Annotated in this window: 19 protein-coding genes; 5 read left to right on the top strand and 14 right to left on the bottom strand. The window is 74.4% G+C overall.

The features are described 5' to 3' along the window. Positions 1–76: 76 nt before the first annotated feature. From AOM04_RS13700 to AOM04_RS13685, 4 genes are all read right to left on the bottom strand, one after another. Positions 77–1321 (bottom strand): cation:proton antiporter, encoded by a 1245-nt coding sequence (locus AOM04_RS13700; protein ID WP_082104670.1) that lies wholly within the window; start codon positions 1319–1321, stop codon positions 77–79. A 3-nt stretch (positions 1322–1324) separates the two neighbouring features. Further along, positions 1325–1804 (bottom strand): cation:proton antiporter regulatory subunit, encoded by a 480-nt coding sequence (locus tag AOM04_RS13695; RefSeq protein WP_082104669.1) that lies wholly within the window; start codon positions 1802–1804, stop codon positions 1325–1327. Between the two features lie 96 nt (positions 1805–1900). Further along, positions 1901–2800 (bottom strand): phosphotransferase, encoded by a 900-nt coding sequence (locus AOM04_RS13690; RefSeq protein ID WP_062465344.1) that lies wholly within the window; start codon positions 2798–2800, stop codon positions 1901–1903. Between the two features lie 169 nt (positions 2801–2969). Then, entirely contained in the window at positions 2970–3536 is a 567-nt protein-coding gene (locus tag AOM04_RS13685; protein WP_062465343.1) for a GNAT family N-acetyltransferase, read from the bottom strand. Between the two features lie 160 nt (positions 3537–3696). Here AOM04_RS13685 and AOM04_RS13680 point away from each other — a divergent pair, with 160 nt between their 5' ends. Then, complete coding sequence (locus tag AOM04_RS13680) at positions 3697–4530, top strand: siderophore-interacting protein (protein WP_062465342.1); 834 nt, start codon at positions 3697–3699, stop codon at positions 4528–4530. A 12-nt stretch (positions 4531–4542) separates the two neighbouring features. On the opposite strand, the gene AOM04_RS13675 is transcribed toward AOM04_RS13680, so the two are convergent. The 5 genes from AOM04_RS13675 to AOM04_RS13655 form a co-directional block, all read right to left on the bottom strand. Beyond that, on the bottom strand, positions 4543–5439 hold the full coding sequence (locus AOM04_RS13675; RefSeq protein ID WP_062465341.1) for a phosphotransferase: 897 nt from the start codon (positions 5437–5439) through the stop codon (positions 4543–4545). Continuing rightward, the gene (locus AOM04_RS13670; protein ID WP_062465340.1) at positions 5436–6008 is read right to left on the bottom strand and encodes an RBBP9/YdeN family alpha/beta hydrolase; all 573 of its coding nucleotides are present in this window, start codon (positions 6006–6008) and stop codon (positions 5436–5438) included. The genes AOM04_RS13675 and AOM04_RS13670 overlap by 4 nt, the downstream gene beginning before the upstream one ends. Positions 6009–6032: 24 nt before the next feature. Beyond that, positions 6033–7286, bottom strand: coding sequence for a Dyp-type peroxidase (locus tag AOM04_RS13665; RefSeq protein WP_062465339.1), 1254 nt, complete (start codon positions 7284–7286; stop codon positions 6033–6035). Further along, the gene (locus tag AOM04_RS13660; protein WP_062465338.1) at positions 7286–7798 is read right to left on the bottom strand and encodes a copper chaperone PCu(A)C; all 513 of its coding nucleotides are present in this window, start codon (positions 7796–7798) and stop codon (positions 7286–7288) included. The genes AOM04_RS13665 and AOM04_RS13660 overlap by 1 nt, the downstream gene beginning before the upstream one ends. A gap of 79 nt (positions 7799–7877) precedes the next feature. Beyond that, a complete protein-coding gene (locus tag AOM04_RS13655; RefSeq protein WP_062465337.1) occupies positions 7878–8468 on the bottom strand; it encodes a hypothetical protein in 591 nt (196 codons plus the stop codon). 62 nt (positions 8469–8530) lie between these two features. Here AOM04_RS13655 and AOM04_RS13650 point away from each other — a divergent pair, with 62 nt between their 5' ends. Beyond that, the gene (locus tag AOM04_RS13650; RefSeq protein WP_062465336.1) at positions 8531–9202 is read left to right on the top strand and encodes a class I SAM-dependent methyltransferase; all 672 of its coding nucleotides are present in this window, start codon (positions 8531–8533) and stop codon (positions 9200–9202) included. On the opposite strand, the gene AOM04_RS13645 is transcribed toward AOM04_RS13650, so the two are convergent. The 5 genes from AOM04_RS13645 to AOM04_RS13630 form a co-directional block, all read right to left on the bottom strand. After that, positions 9169–10338: a MalY/PatB family protein gene (locus AOM04_RS13645; protein ID WP_062465335.1), complete on the bottom strand. Its 1170-nt coding sequence runs from the start codon at positions 10336–10338 to the stop codon at positions 9169–9171. The genes AOM04_RS13650 and AOM04_RS13645 overlap by 34 nt on opposite strands. A 41-nt stretch (positions 10339–10379) precedes the next feature. Further along, the gene (locus AOM04_RS13640; RefSeq protein WP_062465334.1) at positions 10380–10850 is read right to left on the bottom strand and encodes an SRPBCC family protein; all 471 of its coding nucleotides are present in this window, start codon (positions 10848–10850) and stop codon (positions 10380–10382) included. A gap of 118 nt (positions 10851–10968) precedes the next feature. Continuing rightward, a complete protein-coding gene (locus AOM04_RS14705) occupies positions 10969–11133 on the bottom strand; it encodes a hypothetical protein (protein WP_156160758.1) in 165 nt (54 codons plus the stop codon). Between the two features lie 75 nt (positions 11134–11208). Beyond that, positions 11209–12240: a TerC family protein gene (locus AOM04_RS13635; RefSeq protein ID WP_062465333.1), complete on the bottom strand. Its 1032-nt coding sequence runs from the start codon at positions 12238–12240 to the stop codon at positions 11209–11211. Between the two features lie 179 nt (positions 12241–12419). Further along, entirely contained in the window at positions 12420–13283 is an 864-nt protein-coding gene (locus tag AOM04_RS13630) for an ATP-grasp domain-containing protein (RefSeq protein ID WP_062465332.1), read from the bottom strand. A 78-nt stretch (positions 13284–13361) separates the two neighbouring features. Between AOM04_RS13630 and AOM04_RS13625 the strand changes: the two genes are divergently transcribed. The 3 genes from AOM04_RS13625 (at position 13362) to AOM04_RS13615 (ending at position 16399) form a co-directional block, all read left to right on the top strand. Next, positions 13362–14456: a hypothetical protein gene (locus tag AOM04_RS13625; RefSeq protein WP_062465331.1), complete on the top strand. Its 1095-nt coding sequence runs from the start codon at positions 13362–13364 to the stop codon at positions 14454–14456. Positions 14457–14546: 90 nt separating this feature from the next. Further along, positions 14547–15218: a response regulator transcription factor gene (locus AOM04_RS13620; RefSeq protein WP_062465330.1), complete on the top strand. Its 672-nt coding sequence runs from the start codon at positions 14547–14549 to the stop codon at positions 15216–15218. Next, a complete protein-coding gene (locus AOM04_RS13615) occupies positions 15215–16399 on the top strand; it encodes a sensor histidine kinase (protein WP_062465329.1) in 1185 nt (394 codons plus the stop codon). Before AOM04_RS13620 ends, AOM04_RS13615 begins: the two co-directional genes overlap by 4 nt. Positions 16400–16412: the final 13 nt, after the last annotated feature.

The raw sequence follows: 16412 nt of genomic DNA, 5'->3' as shown, positions 1-16412 counted from the left end.
GACGCCACTCCAATTGCGCGACGTGGCCGGCGCATCGTCCCGCTGGCACCCCCCGGGGGAACGATGGCACATCGTCTCACACGGCAGGGCGCGGCCGTGACGCGGGCGCGGCGGCCTTCAGCGGCGACCGGATCCGGTCCGCGAAGCGCATGAGCACGGAACCCACGGCCGCGAGCGTGAGCACGTAGGCCGCGGCGAGGGGGCCGAGCGTCGGCTGCACGCCGGCGGACACGCCGAGGCCCGCGATCACGATGGAGAACTCGCCGCGCGGGATGAGCGACAGCCCGGTGCGCCACTGGCCCTTGGGACCGATGCCCGCGCGCCTCGCCGCCCACACGCCCGTGACGATCTTGGTGACGCCGGTGACGAGCGCGAGCGCGAGCGCCGGCAGGAGCACGGGCCCCAGGTCGCGCGGGTCGATGGTGATGCCGAAGAACACGAAGAAGATGCCCGCGAACACGTCGCGCAGGGGAGGCATGACGCCGCGCAGCTGGTCGGCGACGTTGCCCGACAGGGTCAGGCCGAGCAGGAACGCGCCGACCGCGGCGGACACCTGGACGGCCTCGGCGAGCCCGGCGACGAGGAACGCGAGGCCGAGCACCGTGAGCACGAGCAGCTCGCGCGAGTGGGAGTGCACCGCGGTGGACACCTGGTGGGAGAAGCGCATCGCGGTGAGGAACGCGAGCGCGACGATGCCGATCGCGACGGCCGCGGCGATCGCGCCCTGCGCGAGGGTCGCGCCGACGAGCGCGACCGCGAGGATCGGCAGGAACACCGCCATCGCGATGTCCTCCATGACGAGCAGGCTGAGGATGACGGGGGTCTCGCGGTTCGCGAGCCGGTCGAAGTCGTCGAGCAGGCGCGCGATGATGCCCGAGCTGGAGATGTAGGTCACGCCCGCGAGCAGGACCGATGCGGTGGCCGACCACCCCAGCAGCAGCCCGACGGCGAAGCCGGGGATCGCGTTGAGCGCGAGGTCGAGCAGGCCGGCGCGCCACGTGGTGCGCAGGCCCACGCGGAGGTCGTCGGGCGAGTACTCGAGGCCGAGCAGCAGCAGGAGCAGCACGACGCCGATCTGGGCGCCCGTCGCGAGGAACTCCTCGCCCGCGTCGATGGGGATGAACCCGCCGTCGCCCATGCACAGGCCCGCGAGCAGGTACAACGGGATGGAGGGGATGCCGATGCGCCCCGCGAGCCGCCCGAGCAGGGACAGGACGATGAACACGATCCCCAGCTCGATGAGCACCGTCGCCGTGTGTCCCACGGAGGCGCCCGCGGCTACGACGCGCAGGCCCGTCTCGGGTGCGGTCGCGGCGATCATCGATCAGCCCGTGAGGATGTCGGCCGCGCGGTCCACGGCCTCGTCGGATCCCATCACCAGGACGGTGTCGCCCGGCTCGAAGACGAAGGACGGCTCGATCCCGGGGATCCCCTGGTCGCCGCGGATCACCGCGACGACGGAGGCCGAGGTGAGCGTCCGGATGCGGCCCTCCGCGAGCGAGCGGCCCACGAGCCCGCCGGCCGCGGGCATCGTCACCCACTCGATCGCGAGGCCGACGACGGTGTGCCGCAGGTCCTCGAGGCGGGCGATGATGTTGGTGCCGCCGAGCAGCTCGGCGAGCCGGCCCGCGTCGCCCTCGGACAGCTCGACGGTGCCGCGGCAGGCGTCCGGGTCCTCCCGGTCGTACAGGGCGATGTCGCGCTTGCCGTCGCGCCGCACGACCACGCCGACGTGGTCGCCTCCCTCCGCGGTGAACTCGTAGCGGACGCCGACTCCGGGGAGCGGGGTCTCGAAGATGTCCATGCGGCCCACTCTCTCACCTACGTGGGCGGACGGCCAGGACCGGCGTCCTTCGGTGGACGATGCACGGGGCGGCCGGGCGCGACGGCCCGGCGGGCGCTACGCCTCGTGGGCGAGGCCGAGCTCGAGCAGCCGCTCCCACGCCATGCGCGCGAGGAACGGGTCGTCGATCTCGATGTGCCGCATCGCGGCGAGCAGCTGGTACGACTGCGCGCGCCATGCGGTGGGGGCGCTGACCTCGCCGTAGCCGGCGTACAGCTCGTCGCGCATCTCGAGCGGGACCACGGTGGCAGCGCCGCCCAGGTCGGCGGCGGGGTCGCCCGCGCCGAAGCTGTGCCAGATGAGGATGCCGGCGAAGCGGCCGCGGTCGGACTGGATCGAGCGGGGCTCGAGGCGCCCGTGGGTCCACCGGGGCTCGACGTCGACGGGCGCGGCGACGCCCACGCGGAACAGCGCGTCGGTCGCCTCGACGTCGAGGACGCGGTTCTCGGGGGCGCCTCGCAGGGACGCGAACACGAGCAGGCGCTCCCAGTCGTCGACGAGGCTCGCGAGGCCGCGCGCGGTGAGCGGGTTGAGCGGCGCGTCGGCGGAGGCGGGGCGGTGCACCTCGCGCAGGGCGGAGCCGAGGTCGCGCGCCGAGTCCGCGTGCAGCGGCACGAACGCGGCCGTCGACGCCGACACCCAGTCGACGAGGGCCCAGTGGAACGGGAAGCCGTGGCCCGGCCGCCCGGTCTCGATCGGGGCGCTCACGGGGAAGCTCCACCGGTCGAGGTGGGGCGCGAGGACGTCGGCGGCGCGCGCGAACAGCGGGTCGTCGGCCCCGAGCCGCGGGAACAGCGCGCCGTGGTGGTCGCCGATGCGGATCGCGAAGTGGTCCTCGAGCGTGTAGCGGCGCCCCAGCTCGAGGTCCGCGAGGTGAGGGAACTGGTCGTCGATGAGCGCGCGGACCGTCTCGTCCGGCACCGTCAGGGGGAGGGTGGCACGGGCGTCGGGCAGCATGCGGATCACCCTAGCGGCGCCGCGTGACGACGTCACGCCTGGTGGGGGCGGCGCGCCGGGAGGGACAGCGTGAACGTCGCGCCGCGCCCCAGGCCGGCGGACGATGCGGTGACGTCGCCGCCGTGCGCGTGTGAAGCGTCCCGCGTCGCGTGTGTGAAGATTCCGTGAATCAGGGGGCCGGCAGGGCGCGCATCGCGACCCATTCGCTCGCGAGCAGGCCGAAGATCGCGTCGTCCGAGACCTCGTCCTCGACCCAGAACGCCTCGCGCTTGACGCCCTCCGCGCGGAAGCCGAGCCGCTCGAGGACCTGGATGGAGCGCGAGTTGTCGGGGTGCGTGGCCGCCTCGATGCGGTGGACGCCCGTGACGTCCACGAGGTAGTCGATCATCGCGGTGGTGGCCTCGGTGGCGTAGCCCTTGCGGCGCGCCCACGTGTGGAGCGTGTAGCCGACCTCGGCCGTGTGGCCGTGGTCGTGCAGGTACACGGCGACGTCGCCGACCGTGCGGCCGTCGGCGAGACGCTGCACGTCGAGCTGGAACCAGTGGCCCGGCACGGGGCCGTCGTGACGTTCGCTCTCGCGGATCACCTCGAGCGCCTTCTCCACCGAGTAGGGGACGCGCCACGCCTGGTACATCGCGGTCTCCGGGTCGGAGCGGCGCGCGGCGAAGTCCTCCGCGTCCTCCTCGGTGAAGGGGCGGAGCACCAGTCGCGCGGTGTGCAGGGGTGTGAAGGCCACGGGCACACGATAGGGCCGCATAACGACGTGAGCCCGGCATTTCGCGCAATTGAATTAGGAAACGTCGTCGTTGCGGATCTGTCGTACACTGCATCGGTGAGGCAAGCCTCACCTACGTCGCGGGCGCCCCGGCCCGCGTGGATCCCGCGAACGGAGCCCCATGGAGACGGTCCACGCCGCCACGATCACCACGGTCGAGCAGGTCACGGCGCACATGGTGCGCGTGGGCCTGAGGCTCGACGATCCGGCCGCGTGGGTGTCCGACGGCACCCCGGACGAGTGCGTGCACGTCGAGGTCGGCGCGGAGACGGCGGACGCGGACGGCCACAGCGCGCGCCACTACACGGTGAGCGGTCACACCCCCGACGGCTTCGAGATGGAGGTCTTCCTTCACGGCGACGGCCCGGGTGCGACCTGGGCCCGCACGGCGCGTCCCGGCGACCGCACCGAGGTGTCCGACTCCAAGGGCTACTACGAGGTGCCCGACGGCGCCGGCGTGCGCGTGCTGGTCGGCGACGCGACCGCGCTGCCCGCGATCGCGCGCGTGCTCGCGGAGGCGACGGCCGACGAGGTCTTCCACGTCGTGGTCGAGCTGTCCGACATGGCCGACGCGCGCGACCTGCCGACCGCGGCGACCGCGACGATCGACTGGCGCCTCGCGGGCAACGGGATGCGTGCCTCGGTGCTCAAGGATGCGCTGGCGGAGCTCGCCGACGGCCTGCTCGCCCCGGCCGCGGCCTCCTACGTGTGGGTCGCGTGCGAGGCCAAGGAGTCGCGCGCGATCCGGCAGATGCTGCGTCGCGAGCTTGGCCTCCCGCTCACCCACTTCCGCATCGTCGGCTACTGGCACTTCGACCTCGCGCACGCGATCCGCGTGTGGGAGGAGGCGTCGGAGACCACCAAGGCCGAGTACATGGCCCTGTGGCGCGACGACCGCACCGACGAGGAGAACTGGGTCGAGCTGGAGCCGTTCCTCCAGAAGATGGGCGCCTGACCCACCACGGTCCTAGGACGCCACCTCGAGGTCGACGAGCGCGCGCACGCCCGCCGCGCGGTACGGCTCGTCGTCGAGGGCGGCGAGCGTCACCGCGAAGGCGACCGCCTCCGCGCGCACGCGCAGCATCGTCGCCTCGTCGCGCGGCACCACCCCGTCGCCGTAACCCTTGAGCAGGTCCCGCATGCGCGCGCTGCCCACGAGGCACCACGCCTGCCCCAGGTCGGTCGCGGGGTCGGCGACCCCCAGGTCGCCCCAGTCGACGATCCCCCCGAGCCGGCCGCGCACGCTCAGCACGTTCGCGCCGTGCAGGTCCAGGTGCGCCCACGTCTCGACGGGGCGCGGGCGCACGGCGCCGGCGTGGAACTGCACGCGCGCGTGGTCCGCGTCGAGCGCGATCCCGGTCTCGACGATGCGCTCGAGGCGGTCGTCGAATCGCTCGGCGCGCTCCTCGAGCGGCGGGGAGCGGTACGGGTTGCGCGGCGCATCGTCGGGGGCGGGCACGTGGACGCGGGCGAGGGCCCGCCCCAGGTCGGCCGCGCCGCGCGCGCTGAGCGGCGCGTGGTACGCGCGCTCGCCGGGGATCCACGGCACGATCGCCCACGCCCACGGCACCTCCGCGGACGGCCGGCCGAGCCGCGTCGGCACGGGAGCCCGGAAGCCCCACCCGGGCGCGAGCCGCGGCAGCCACACGTGCTCGCGCTCGACCATCTGGGCCGCGTGCGCGCGGCGCGGCACGCGCACCGCCAGCGCGTCCCCCAGCCGGACCGTGACGTTGTCCCATCCCTCGTACGCGTCGCCGAGCGGCAGGTCGGCGAGGTCCGGGTGCTCGCGGTCGACGAGCTCACGGATGAGGTCGAGGGGGAGGGACACGTCCGCGGCGGGTGCCGACCACGACGCTGTGCTCATGCGTCGAGGCTACGGGCGCCCTCCCCGAGCCGCCACTCGGTCTCCCCCGTCAGGGTCCACCCGAGCAGCGACGGCCACGCGCCGTGCCCGTCGTCGACGTTGAGGTGCCCGGCGCCGGGGAGGACGACGCCGGGCGCGCCCCAGCGGTCGGCGATCGCCTCGAGGGGGCCGTCGCGGTACGGGTCGCGCTCGCGGGCGACCATCGTCGCCCCGTCGCGGAGCGTCGCGCTGGCGGCGGCCGCGAAGTCGCCGATCGCCCCGAGCCGCTCGGGGCCCGGCGGCGCGACCAGGAGCACGCGATCGGCCGCGGCGCCGTGAGCCTCGAGGTGACGCCACAGCACGGTGCCGAGCGAGTGCGCGATGACGATGCGCTCGCCGCCGCCCAGCATCTCGAGCTCCCCGGCGGCGACGGCGCTCCAGTCCCGGAGCACGGGATCGCCGGGCGCGGGCAGCTGGGGGTACTGGACGGGGACGCGGCGCGCGCGCAGCTCCTCCGCGAGCCACCACATCCAGTGGTCGCGCGGGCGAAGGTGCTGATAACCGTGGAGGAGGAGGACGCGGGCCGTCATCCGGTCATGCTCCCACGCGCCGCGTCACCCGAGGAGGGTCTCGCCGACGAATCCGCCCTCCTCGCAGCCCGGCGGGATCGCCCACACGCCCGACCCGATGGGCGTGGTCCACGTGTTGAGCAGGTCCGCCCGGGCGAGGCGCCGCTGCATCGGCACGTACTGCGCGTCCACGTCCCTCTGCCACGACCCGAACAGCAGGCCCGAGTTGGACACGGCAGGGCGGCCCGCGGCGTCGACCGCGCCGGCCTCGACCGGGTCGTCGTAGCTGAAGCCCATGCGCACGATGCCCGCGCCGGCGTCCGCGACATGCGCGCTCGCCGCGTGCGCGACCGGGTTGATGACGGTGAAGCCCGACGCATCCTTCTTGTCGAGGTCGATCGCGTCGTGCTCGGAGCCGCCGGTGAGGGGCGCGCCGTCGGCGAGCCGCCTCCCCACGGCGGCCTCGCGGCCCTCGCGGCCCACCTCGTCCCAGCCCTCGAGGTTCATCGCGATGCGCCGCAGCACCAGCGACGTGCCCCCGCGCAGCCACGCGGGCGCCTCCGGGCCGGCCCACACGGCGCGATCGAACGCCTCGTCGCCCGGCTGCGGGGTGGTCGAGCCGTCGACCTGGCCGAACAGGTTGCGCATCGTGGTGCCCGACGCGTCGGAGCCGTAGGCGCGCCGGAAGCCCGCCTGGCGCCACCGCAGGGTCGCGAAGGTGCGCGAGTCGCGCACAAGCATGCGCGCGAGGTGGGCGATCGCGGTCGGGTCGTCGCCGTGCAGGAGCACCAGGACGTCGCCGCCGGACCAGCGGGCCTCGAGCGCGTCGATCTCCGGGAACGCGGGGAGCGGGCCGAGCCACGAGGGCACCGCGGCGCCCGCGCGCCGCACGGCCTCGACGCCGAGCCCGAAGGTCGCCGTCAAGCCCGCGGGTCTCACGGCGAGCTCCGGCTCGAGATCCGCGAGGGCGCCGCGACCCTGGGTGAGGCGTGCCGCATCGTCCGTGAGCAGGCGCATCCACGCGCGAAGGCGGTCGCGATCGGTCCCGGCCAGCAGGTCGAAGGCCAGGTACGTGGCATGCGCGCCGGGCGCGGAGGTGACGCCGGCCTGGTGCGCGCCGTGGAACGGCACCACGCGCTCCCCGTTGAGGCCGGCGGCATCGATGGCCGGCTCGGGGGCGGCGCCGGGGACCAGCCCGGCGCGCTCCGCCCCGAGCGCGACGGCGGCTCCCGCGCCGGCGGCGGCCCCTCCGAGGAGGAGCCGCCGCCGGCTGAGGCCGGAGGTGTCGGCGGCGGGCATCAGCCCTCCGAGGGCTCCGGCGAGGCGCTCATGTCCATGCCGGAGCCGTAGCTCTCGTTCGCGCCGTCGAAGTCCTTCGCGGTCGCGGTGAACGTCACCGTCTCGCCGTCGGACAGCTCGAGCGTGAAGGTCGCCTCGTCGCCCGCGACGATCGCCGCGGGGATGCCCATGAGCATGAGGTGGAACCCGCCGGGCTCGAGCGTGAGGGACGCGCCCGCGGGGATGGTGAGGCCGCCGTCCTTCTCCTGCATCTGGCCGCCGACCACCTCGTGGAGCTGGATCTCGGGCGAGACGTCGGAGGTTGCGGCGACCACGGTGACGTCGTGGTCCGTGGTGTTGGTGAGGGTGCCGAACGCGGCCGACATCATGTCCTCGGGGGCGGCGGTCTTGACCCACGGGTCGGTGACCGTGAGCTCGGGTCCCGACGGCACGGCGTCGGACGAGCAGCCCGCGAGCGCGGCGGCGGCGATCACGGTGGCGGCGGTGGCGAGGAAGCGGGGACGGGTGAACATGACTCTCCTGTGGTGGGGGCGCGCGAGGGCGCGCGGGCATTCCTGAGAAGGCGGCCGTGAGGCCGCGGTGATGCGATGCTCAGGCGGCCGCGGGAGGCGCGCGGCTCGGGAGGGAGGCGAGCAGCGCGGAGGCGACGGCGCGGGGCGCGCGCGGCGCGGGGACGATGCGGGGGGCCGGGGCGAGCACGGGCGCGGCGGCGATGCGCAGCCCGGCGAGCAGGACCCGGACGAGCAGCGCGGCGAGCGCGTGCAGGGCCGTCACCAGGGAGGACGCGCGGCGGATGCCCGCATAGGTGACCGCCCCGGCGATGACGTGCGCGAACGGCATGGCGCCGGCGTGCGCGTGCAGGGGCGCGGCGTCGAGCGCCGCGGAGATCGCGGCGGGGTCGTGGCCCACGTGTCCCGTGAGGTGCGGGCCGTGGGCGGAGCCGAGGGAGAACGTGGTGTGGAGCGCGACCTGGCTCGCGGCGACAGCCAACCCGAGGCGCCAGCGGCCGAGAGGGCGCCCGGCGAGCTGGAACGCGATCGCGAACGCGGCCAGCAGCGGCGCCGCGACGGCCAGCGCGGACGGCGTGTGCCCGCCCGCGAGCACGTGCAGCGCCAGCGCGGAGAACGTCGACAGGGAGGCGGCGCCCGCGGCGCGCCCCAGCCTCGACGTCCCCGAAGTCACGGGCGCGATTCTCGCACGGCCACGGCCGGGGTCCCACGCGGCGTGAGGGATGATGGTGCGTCATGAGCGAGCAGAAGCCGGACGCCGCGACGGAGCGGCCCGACCACCAGCGCTGGAACTACAACATCCACTACATGGCGCCCCTGCTGGGCACCCTGCCCGAGGGCGCCCGGACGGCCGTCGACGTCGGCTGCGGCGAGGGCTACCTCGCGCGGCGCCTCGCCTCGCGGGGCCTCGCGGTGACCGCGATCGACTCCGACCCCGCCGCGATCGCCCGCGCCCGCGCGCAGGGGCACACGGTCGACCTGCTCGACTCCCCCACGGACGCCCCCGTCGCGTCGTCGTCGATCACCTACCTCGTGGGCGACGGCATGACCGAGCCGGCCGGCACGTTCGACGTGGTCACCGCATCGGCCGTGCTCCACCACCTCGAGCTCGACGAGGGCCTCGAGCGGCTCAAGGCCCTCGTGGCCCCCGGAGGCCGCCTGCTCGTGGTCGGCATGGCGAACGCGAGCTGGCCTCAGGACCTGCCTCGGGACGTGTGGGCGAGCATCCTCGAGAAGTTCCACCGGCTGTTCCGGGGCTACTGGGACCACGGCTGCGCGTGCGTGTGGCCCGCGCCGCACTCGTACCGGGACGTGCGCCGCGCCGCGGAGCGAGTCCTGCCCGGCTCCGCGTACCGCCGCGAGACGATGTACCGCTACACGCTCACCTGGGACAGCCCCGCGTCCTGAGCCCGCGCGATCCCCGTCGCGATCCGGCGCACGGCCTCCTCGAGGATCGCCGGCGACGTCGCGATGTTCATGCGCGCGTGCCCGGCGCCGCCGGTGCCGAAGTACGGGCCGTTGTTGAGCGCGACGCGGCCGTGGTCGATCAGCGCGTTCGCGGGCTCGTCGCCCAGCAGCTGCCCGAAGTCGAGCCACGTGAGGTACGTGCCCTCGGGCACCGTGTAGCGCACCTGCGGCACGTGCTCCGCGAGCAGGTCCCGCACCAGGAACCGGTTGCGGTCGAGCGCCGCGAGCATCCCCGCGAGCCACTCGCCGCCCTCCGCGTAGCCCGCGGTCTGCGCGATCACGCCGAGGTGGGTGGGGCCGTGGTGCTTGCCCGCGCGGTGGGAGTCGAAGCCGGCCGCGTCCGGGCCGCCCACGAGCAGCGCGGCCGGGACCGCGGCGAGGTTCCACGCCTTCGACGCGGCGTGCAGCGCCATCCCGGTCGGGTCCACCTCGAGGTACGGCGTGAACTCGGCGCCGGGGAACGTGAGGGGGGCGTGGATCTCGTCGGACACGATGCGCACGCCGTAGCGCTGCGACAGCGCCGCCAGGCCCTCGAGCTCGGCGCGCGTGTGCACCGTGCCGCCCGGGTTGTGGGGGTTGCACAGCAGGTAGGCGGCGCGGCGGCCCCCCGACGTGGCCTCCACCATCGCGCGCTCGACCGCGTCGAGGTCGAGCCGCAGGTCCGCGCCCAGCGGCGCCTCGCGGATCTCGCGGCCGGCCTGGCGCAGGTAGAGGAAGAACGGCGGGTACACCGGCGGGTTGACGATGATCTCGCCGCCCAGGTCGGTCAGCTCCACCAGGGCGTCCACGTAGCCCTCGATCACGCTCGCCACCGGGGTGACGCGCGCATCGTCCACCCGCCATCCCCACGTCCGCTCCGCGAACGCCGCGAACGACTCGACGTACGGCGTGGACCCCGGGTAGCCCATGTCGCCGTCGCGGACGGCGCGCGCGAGGGCCTCGCGGATCGGGTCGGCCAGGTCGACGTCCATCTCCGCGACCCACAGCGGCAGCACGTCGGGCTCGTAGTGGCGCCACTTCGCGGAGGTCCTGGTGCGGAGGCGCTCGAGGGGGACGATGAACGGATCGGCGGTCATGGCCCGAGCCTAGACGGATCGGGCCGCGCCGCGGCAGGGGCTCACGCCATCGACCGCAGCAGGTCGTCGAGCCGCTCGGCGGCCTCGCGCATGCGGGCCACCCCGCCCAGGTGCAGGAAGCCGGTGCGGTGGTAGTCGTCGGGGAACAGGTGGCTGCCCACGAGCATCGTCCCCGCCGGGGTCGCACCCATGTCCCAGCGCATGTACGTCACCACGTCGGGGAACAGCTCCGAGATGTACGAGTAGCTGAGCAGCGCCTGAGGCTCCACCCGGTCGAACCGGCCGTAGAACGTGAAGGTGTTGCCCTCCGGGTCGTTCTGGACCACGCGCCACGATCCTCCCGGCTCGACGTCCATCTCGACGGACCGGTTGACGTAGCCGTGGGGCGCCCACCATTGCTGCACGTAGAGGGGCTCCGTCACGGCGGTCCACACGCGCGAGAGCGGGGCCGCGAGGCGCGCCGTGGCGACGAGCACGGGCGGCTCGGCGGGCGCCTCGAACGAGATGTCCATCCACGCTCCCCGGGTTGCGGGCCCCTCGGCCCTCAGGGCTCAGCCTGGTAGGAGGGCGGCAGGGCGTCAACCGGAGATCCGCGGAGGGACGATGCGCCGCCTCCTCAGAGCCGGGTCCCTACGAGCCGGGACGCAGGATGCCCTTGCCCAGCCGCAGCCCCTTGGCCACCGTCGAATCGGGCCCCTGGCTCGCTTCGACCCGGTCCGCGATGCGGCCGAGCAGGGCGGCGGTCAGGGGGATGGCGATCGCCAGCACGAGCCAGCGTCCGAACCTGCGTCTCATGGGTGCACCTCCGGTGGGTGGCAACGCGCGCGGCCCGCCGGGGCTTCCCGCCGGGCCGCGCGCAGGGGCGAGGGATCACGCGGAGGGGCGTGCCGCATCGTCCGCGGCCGCCTCCTCGGCCCGGCGCGACGCGCGCAGGCTCGTCGCGGTGGTGACCGCGAGGACGCCCACGATCACCACGAGCGACAGGGTCGTGGGGACGGTCGGGACGGCCGCCCACACGCCGTGCGCCCAGTGGAGGACCAGCTTGACGCCGATGAACGCGAGGATGATCGACAGGCCGTAGCCCAGGTGCACCAGCTTCGACAGCGCGCCCTCGAGCACGAAGTACAGGGCGCGCAGGCCCAGCAGCGCGAACGCGTTGGTCGCGAACACCAGGTACGGGTCGGCGGTGATGCCGTACACCGCGGGGACGGAGTCGACCGCGAACACGATGTCGGTGCCGATGATCGCCGCCATGACGAGCGCGAGCGGGGTGAGGGCGCGGCGGCCGTTGCGCATCACGGTGGCACGCGTGCCCTCGTACTCCCCCGTCACCGGGAAGAACCGGCTCATCACCTTGACGATGCGCATCTCGGACGGGTCGATCGCCTCGTCGTGGTCGCTCCGGGCGTCGTTGAAGACCTTGATCGCGGTGGCGAGCAGGATCGCGCCGAACAGCAGGAAGGTCCAGTCGAAGGTGGCGATGAGGCCCGCGCCGAGCGCGATGAACAGCCCGCGCAGCACGATCGCGCCGGCCACGCCGAACAGCAGCACGCGCTGCTGGAGCACGCGCGGCACCGCGAACGCGCTGAGGATGAGGATGAAGACGAAGAGGTTGTCGACCGACAGGGACTTCTCGACGATGTAGCCGGTGTAGTACTTCACGCCGACGTCGGAGCCGTGCGCGGCCCACACCCACCCGCCGAAGATCAGCGGCAGCGCGATGTAGAACGCGGTCCACCCGAGCGCCTCCTTGAAGGAGACCTCGTGCGGCTTGCGGGTGACGAGGAAGTCGAAGACCAGCAGGCCGATGACGGCGACGATGGTGACGGCCCACAGGCCGGGGGTGGCGATCGAGTGCAGCGCGGTCTCGGCGGCGGGGGTCTCGATGATGAGCGGGGACATGGGTCTCCTCAGGTACGCGAAGGTCCTGAGGTCTCCTTCGCCGCTGGTGCGGCGCCCGCCCGGGAGGATCCACGAAGATCTCGTACTGACCGGGACGGGGCTTGAGAAGTACTCCCCTCGGTGGTCAAGGGTAGGGGATGCGGGTCCCGGTTGTCACGGCGCCGCGCGCCGTGGCCGGGTCAGAGCAGCGCGCGGAACGCCTCCGCCGCGCGCGCGGGCGCACCCTCGCCGAGCGCGAGGAACAGGCTCGGCTCGGTCAGCTCGAGCTCGAGCACCACCGGCCCGTCGGCGGTGGGCAGCAGGTCCACCCGCACGTAGGCGAGGTCCGCGTGCCCCATCCCGGGCAGCGCGGCCACGAGCCGGTCGGCGAGCGCGCGCTCGGCCTCGGTCGCGGAGGTCGGCACCACCTTCTCGTCGGCGTACAGGCCGGTGTCCCACGACATGTCGCGCGACAGGATCGCGGCCTTGCGGGCCGCGTGCGAGAAGCATCCGCCCAGGTAGACCAGCGCGGTCTCGCCCACCTCGTCGACCTCGGCGAGGTACGGCTGGAGCATCGCGACCTTGCCCTGCGCGTGCAGCGCCGCGACGTGCGCGAGCGCCTCGTCGGGCTCGCCGTCGAACAGCCGCGCCCCGTTGGAGCCCGCCCCGACCGACGGCTTCACCACCAGGTGCGCGCCCGGCGCGACCACCGCATCGTCCGGCACCGCCTCGCCCGGCGCCACGAACGTGGTCGGCACCACGGGGAAGCCCGCGGCCGCGAGGTCGGCCAAGTAGCGCTTGTCGGTGTTCCACGCGACCGTGTCGACCGGGTTGAGCAGGCGCGTGGCGGACGATGCGGCGCGCGCCCACGCGAGGAAGTCCTCGAGGCGGTCGTGGTAGTTCCACGTGCTGCGCAGGATCGCGACGTCGAATGCGGACCAGTCCACCGACGGGTCGTCCCACGCGACGAGCGCGGCCTCGGGCAGGTGCGGCAGCAGCAGGGTCTCGTCGTCGTCGGGGACGGCGAGCTCGAGGGTCGTGACGATGGCGATCCGGGCGGTCATGCGGGACAACCTAGCGCCCGGCGTGGGCGTGCCCTCGCGCCGCGCGGGGACGGCTACCCTCACGCTCAGGAGGTGGCCATGCCGCGCTGGGGTCAGGTGCTCGCCGCGATCGCGGGCGTCGCCGTGGGCGGCACGCTGCTGTACGGCACCTACCTCACCGTCGAGCCGCTGCTGCTGGGCGACACCGCGCCCGCGCCCGCCGTCACGTCCTCCCCCGAGCTGAGCGCGACGCCGGAGCCGAGCGCGAGCGCCGAGGCCGCGTCGCTCGGATGCGACTGGAGTGCGCTCGCGGACGGCCAGAAGCCCCCCTACCTGGGAGATCAGGCGGACGGGCTACCTCGGGCGCGCCTCATGACCGAGGCGACGTGGGACTGCGTGGACGACTCGTGGGGCGTCGCGGTGCACTCGGCGGGCGGCGACACGTGGCGCCCCGGCGGCACCGCGCAGGCCCTCTACCTGGTGGCCCCCGACGGGGACCTGCTCAAGCTGTTCGACCTGCGCACCGACGTGCAGGTGGTGCTGCTCGAGTCCGACCTCGACGCGCGTCTCGCGTGGACCGCGCGCGTGGGCGAGGACGACACCACGCAGGTGGTGCAGGTCGAGCTCGACACGGGGCTCGTGGTCGACGGGTGGGGCGGCGACGCCGTCCCCGCCCTGCAGGTCGCCGACGACGGCACCGTCTCCTCCGTCGCGCCGCTGCCCGAGTTCGCCGGCGACGGCACCCTGTGGGCGGGCTACTCCAGGCGCGGCACGCTCCAGTCGCTGTTCGTGCGCGCGAGCGGCGACGACTTCCGCGCGCTGGGCGCCCAGAAGGCCCTCGACAGCCTCCTCGCGGACGGCGGCGTCGACGGCGCCCACCACGCGGGCGACGAGGTGTGGGTCGCGCGCGACGGCAGCTTCGCGGTGTTCCTGTCGCAGCGCCCGGTCAAGGACAAGCCGCACCGGACGGCGGGCGGCACGTGGGTGGTGGTCGACCTGGTGAACGACCAGTGGCGGCTCGCGGAGGCGAGCCTGCCGGAGTGGTTGTGCTCGTCGTCCCCGCAGGCGTACGCCACGGGCACCTACGACGATCCGGGCGTGCTCGGTGCCGCGTGCGACGAGCACGGCACGCAGGCGTCGTACCGGCTCACCATCGGCGGGGATCCGCAGCGGGTGGCCGCCGGCGTGCCCTGATCCGCGGATCCTTACGTTGCCCGCATCGTCCGCCGCGTACCGTGGTGGGGCCGTCCGACGCGACGGCGAGGCGAAGGAGGACGCGCAGGCATGAGGGTGCTCGTCGTCGAGGACCACGCGGTCCTCGCCCGGGAGGTGGCCACGGGGCTGCGCCGCGTGGGGCTGGCGGTCGACGTCGCGCGCGACGGTTCCGAGGCGCTCGAGAAGGCCGACGTCAACGCGTACGACGTGGTGGTGCTCGACCGCGACCTGCCGCGCGTCCATGGCGACGACGTGTGCCGCACCCTCGCGGCGCGCGAGGCGCCGCCCCGCATCCTCATGCTCACGGCCGCGGGCACGCTCGAGGACATCGTCGAGGGCCTCGGGCTCGGCGCCGACGACTACCTGGCCAAGCCCTTCGCGATGGCCGAGCTCGCGGCCCGCGTGCGCACGCTGGGCCGCCGCGCTGGCGTCGCGCCGCGCCCCCACGTGCGCGTGGGCGGCCTCGAGATCCGCCCCGACGAGCACGCGGTGCTCCGCGACGGCCGCGAGATCGCGCTGTCGCCCAAGGAGTTCGGCGTGCTCGAGGTGCTCGCGGCGCAGCCCGGCCGCGTGGTGTCCGCCGAGCGGCTGCTGGAGAAGGTGTGGGACGAGTACGCGGACCCGCTCACCAACGCCGTCCGCGTGACGATGGTGACGCTGCGGCGCAAGCTCGGCGAGCCGGCCGTCATCGAGACCGTCAAGGGCGTGGGCTACGTGCTGCGCGGGGAGGACCACGCGTGAGGCTGACCATCCGCACCAAGCTCACGGCGCTGTTCGCGCTCCTGTTCGTGGTGCTCGCGGGGGTGCTCGTCACCACCGCCTACCTGTTCGTGGCGAGCGCGACCACCCCCGAGGCGCAGCAGGCGGAGCGGCAGGAGCTGCTTGAGAAGGCGCTCGCCGAGCAAGGCATCCAGCTGCCCGAGCCGGGCGCGCGGCCGCCGGGCGGCGCCCGGGACGACGCGGTGGCCCGGGTCCTCGACGGCATCGCCGCGCAGGTGCGCGACCGGGTGCTGTCGGACCTGCTCACGCGCTCGCTGCTCGCGTTCGCGCTGTCCGCGCTCATCGCCGTCGGGCTGGCGTGGTGGCTCGCGGGCCGCGTGCTGCGGCCCATCGACGAGATCTCCCGCGCCGCGAGCGGGCTGTCGGAGCGGACGCTCGACCGGCGGCTGCCCGAGGACGGCCCCGACGACGAGTTCGGGCGCCTGCGGCGCGCGTTCAACGGGATGCTCGCGCGGCTCGAGTCCGCCTTCGACGCGCGCCAGCGCTTCGCCGCCGACGCCTCGCACGAGCTGCGCACCCCGCTCGCGGTGCTGCGCGCCTCCGCCGACAACGTGCTCACGTCGCCCCGGCCGTCGCGTCAGGCGCGCGCGCTCGCGGAGGAGGTCGAGCAGCAGGTAGGCCGGGCCGACTCCCTCATGACGAGCCTGCTCACGCTCGCCCGCGCCGACGACGTCATCCACACGCGTGAGGGCGTGGACCTCGCGGACATCGCCGCCGAGGTCGTGTCGTCGGCGTCGACGCGCGCCACCGAGGCCGGCATCGCGCTCGACCTCGACATCGACGACTCCCCCGTCGAGGGGGACCCGGTGCTGCTCGAGCGGCTCGTCGCGAACCTCGTCGACAACGCGCTGCGCTACAACGTCGCCGAGGGAGGCTGGGTGCGCGTCCGCGTGTGGCGCGAGGCGGGCCGCGCGCTCGTCGAGGTCGCGAACTCCGGTCCGGTCATCGCGGCGGACGGCATCCCCGCGCTGTTCGAGCGCTTCTCCCGCGGCGACCAGCGCTCCGAGGTCGCGGGGCACGGGCTGGGCCTGCCCATCGTCGCGCGCGTCGCGCAGGTGCACGAGGGCGTGGTCGACGCGTGGCCCGGTCGCGACGGCGGGCTCAGCGTGCGGGTGTCGCTGCCGGCGCGTCCTCCCGCCTGACGCGCCGCGGCCC

Source organism: Demequina soli, from assembly GCF_000971195.1.
GTDB lineage: Bacteria > Actinomycetota > Actinomycetes > Actinomycetales > Demequinaceae > Demequina > Demequina soli.
This window is presented reverse-complemented; position numbering and strand designations above follow the sequence as displayed.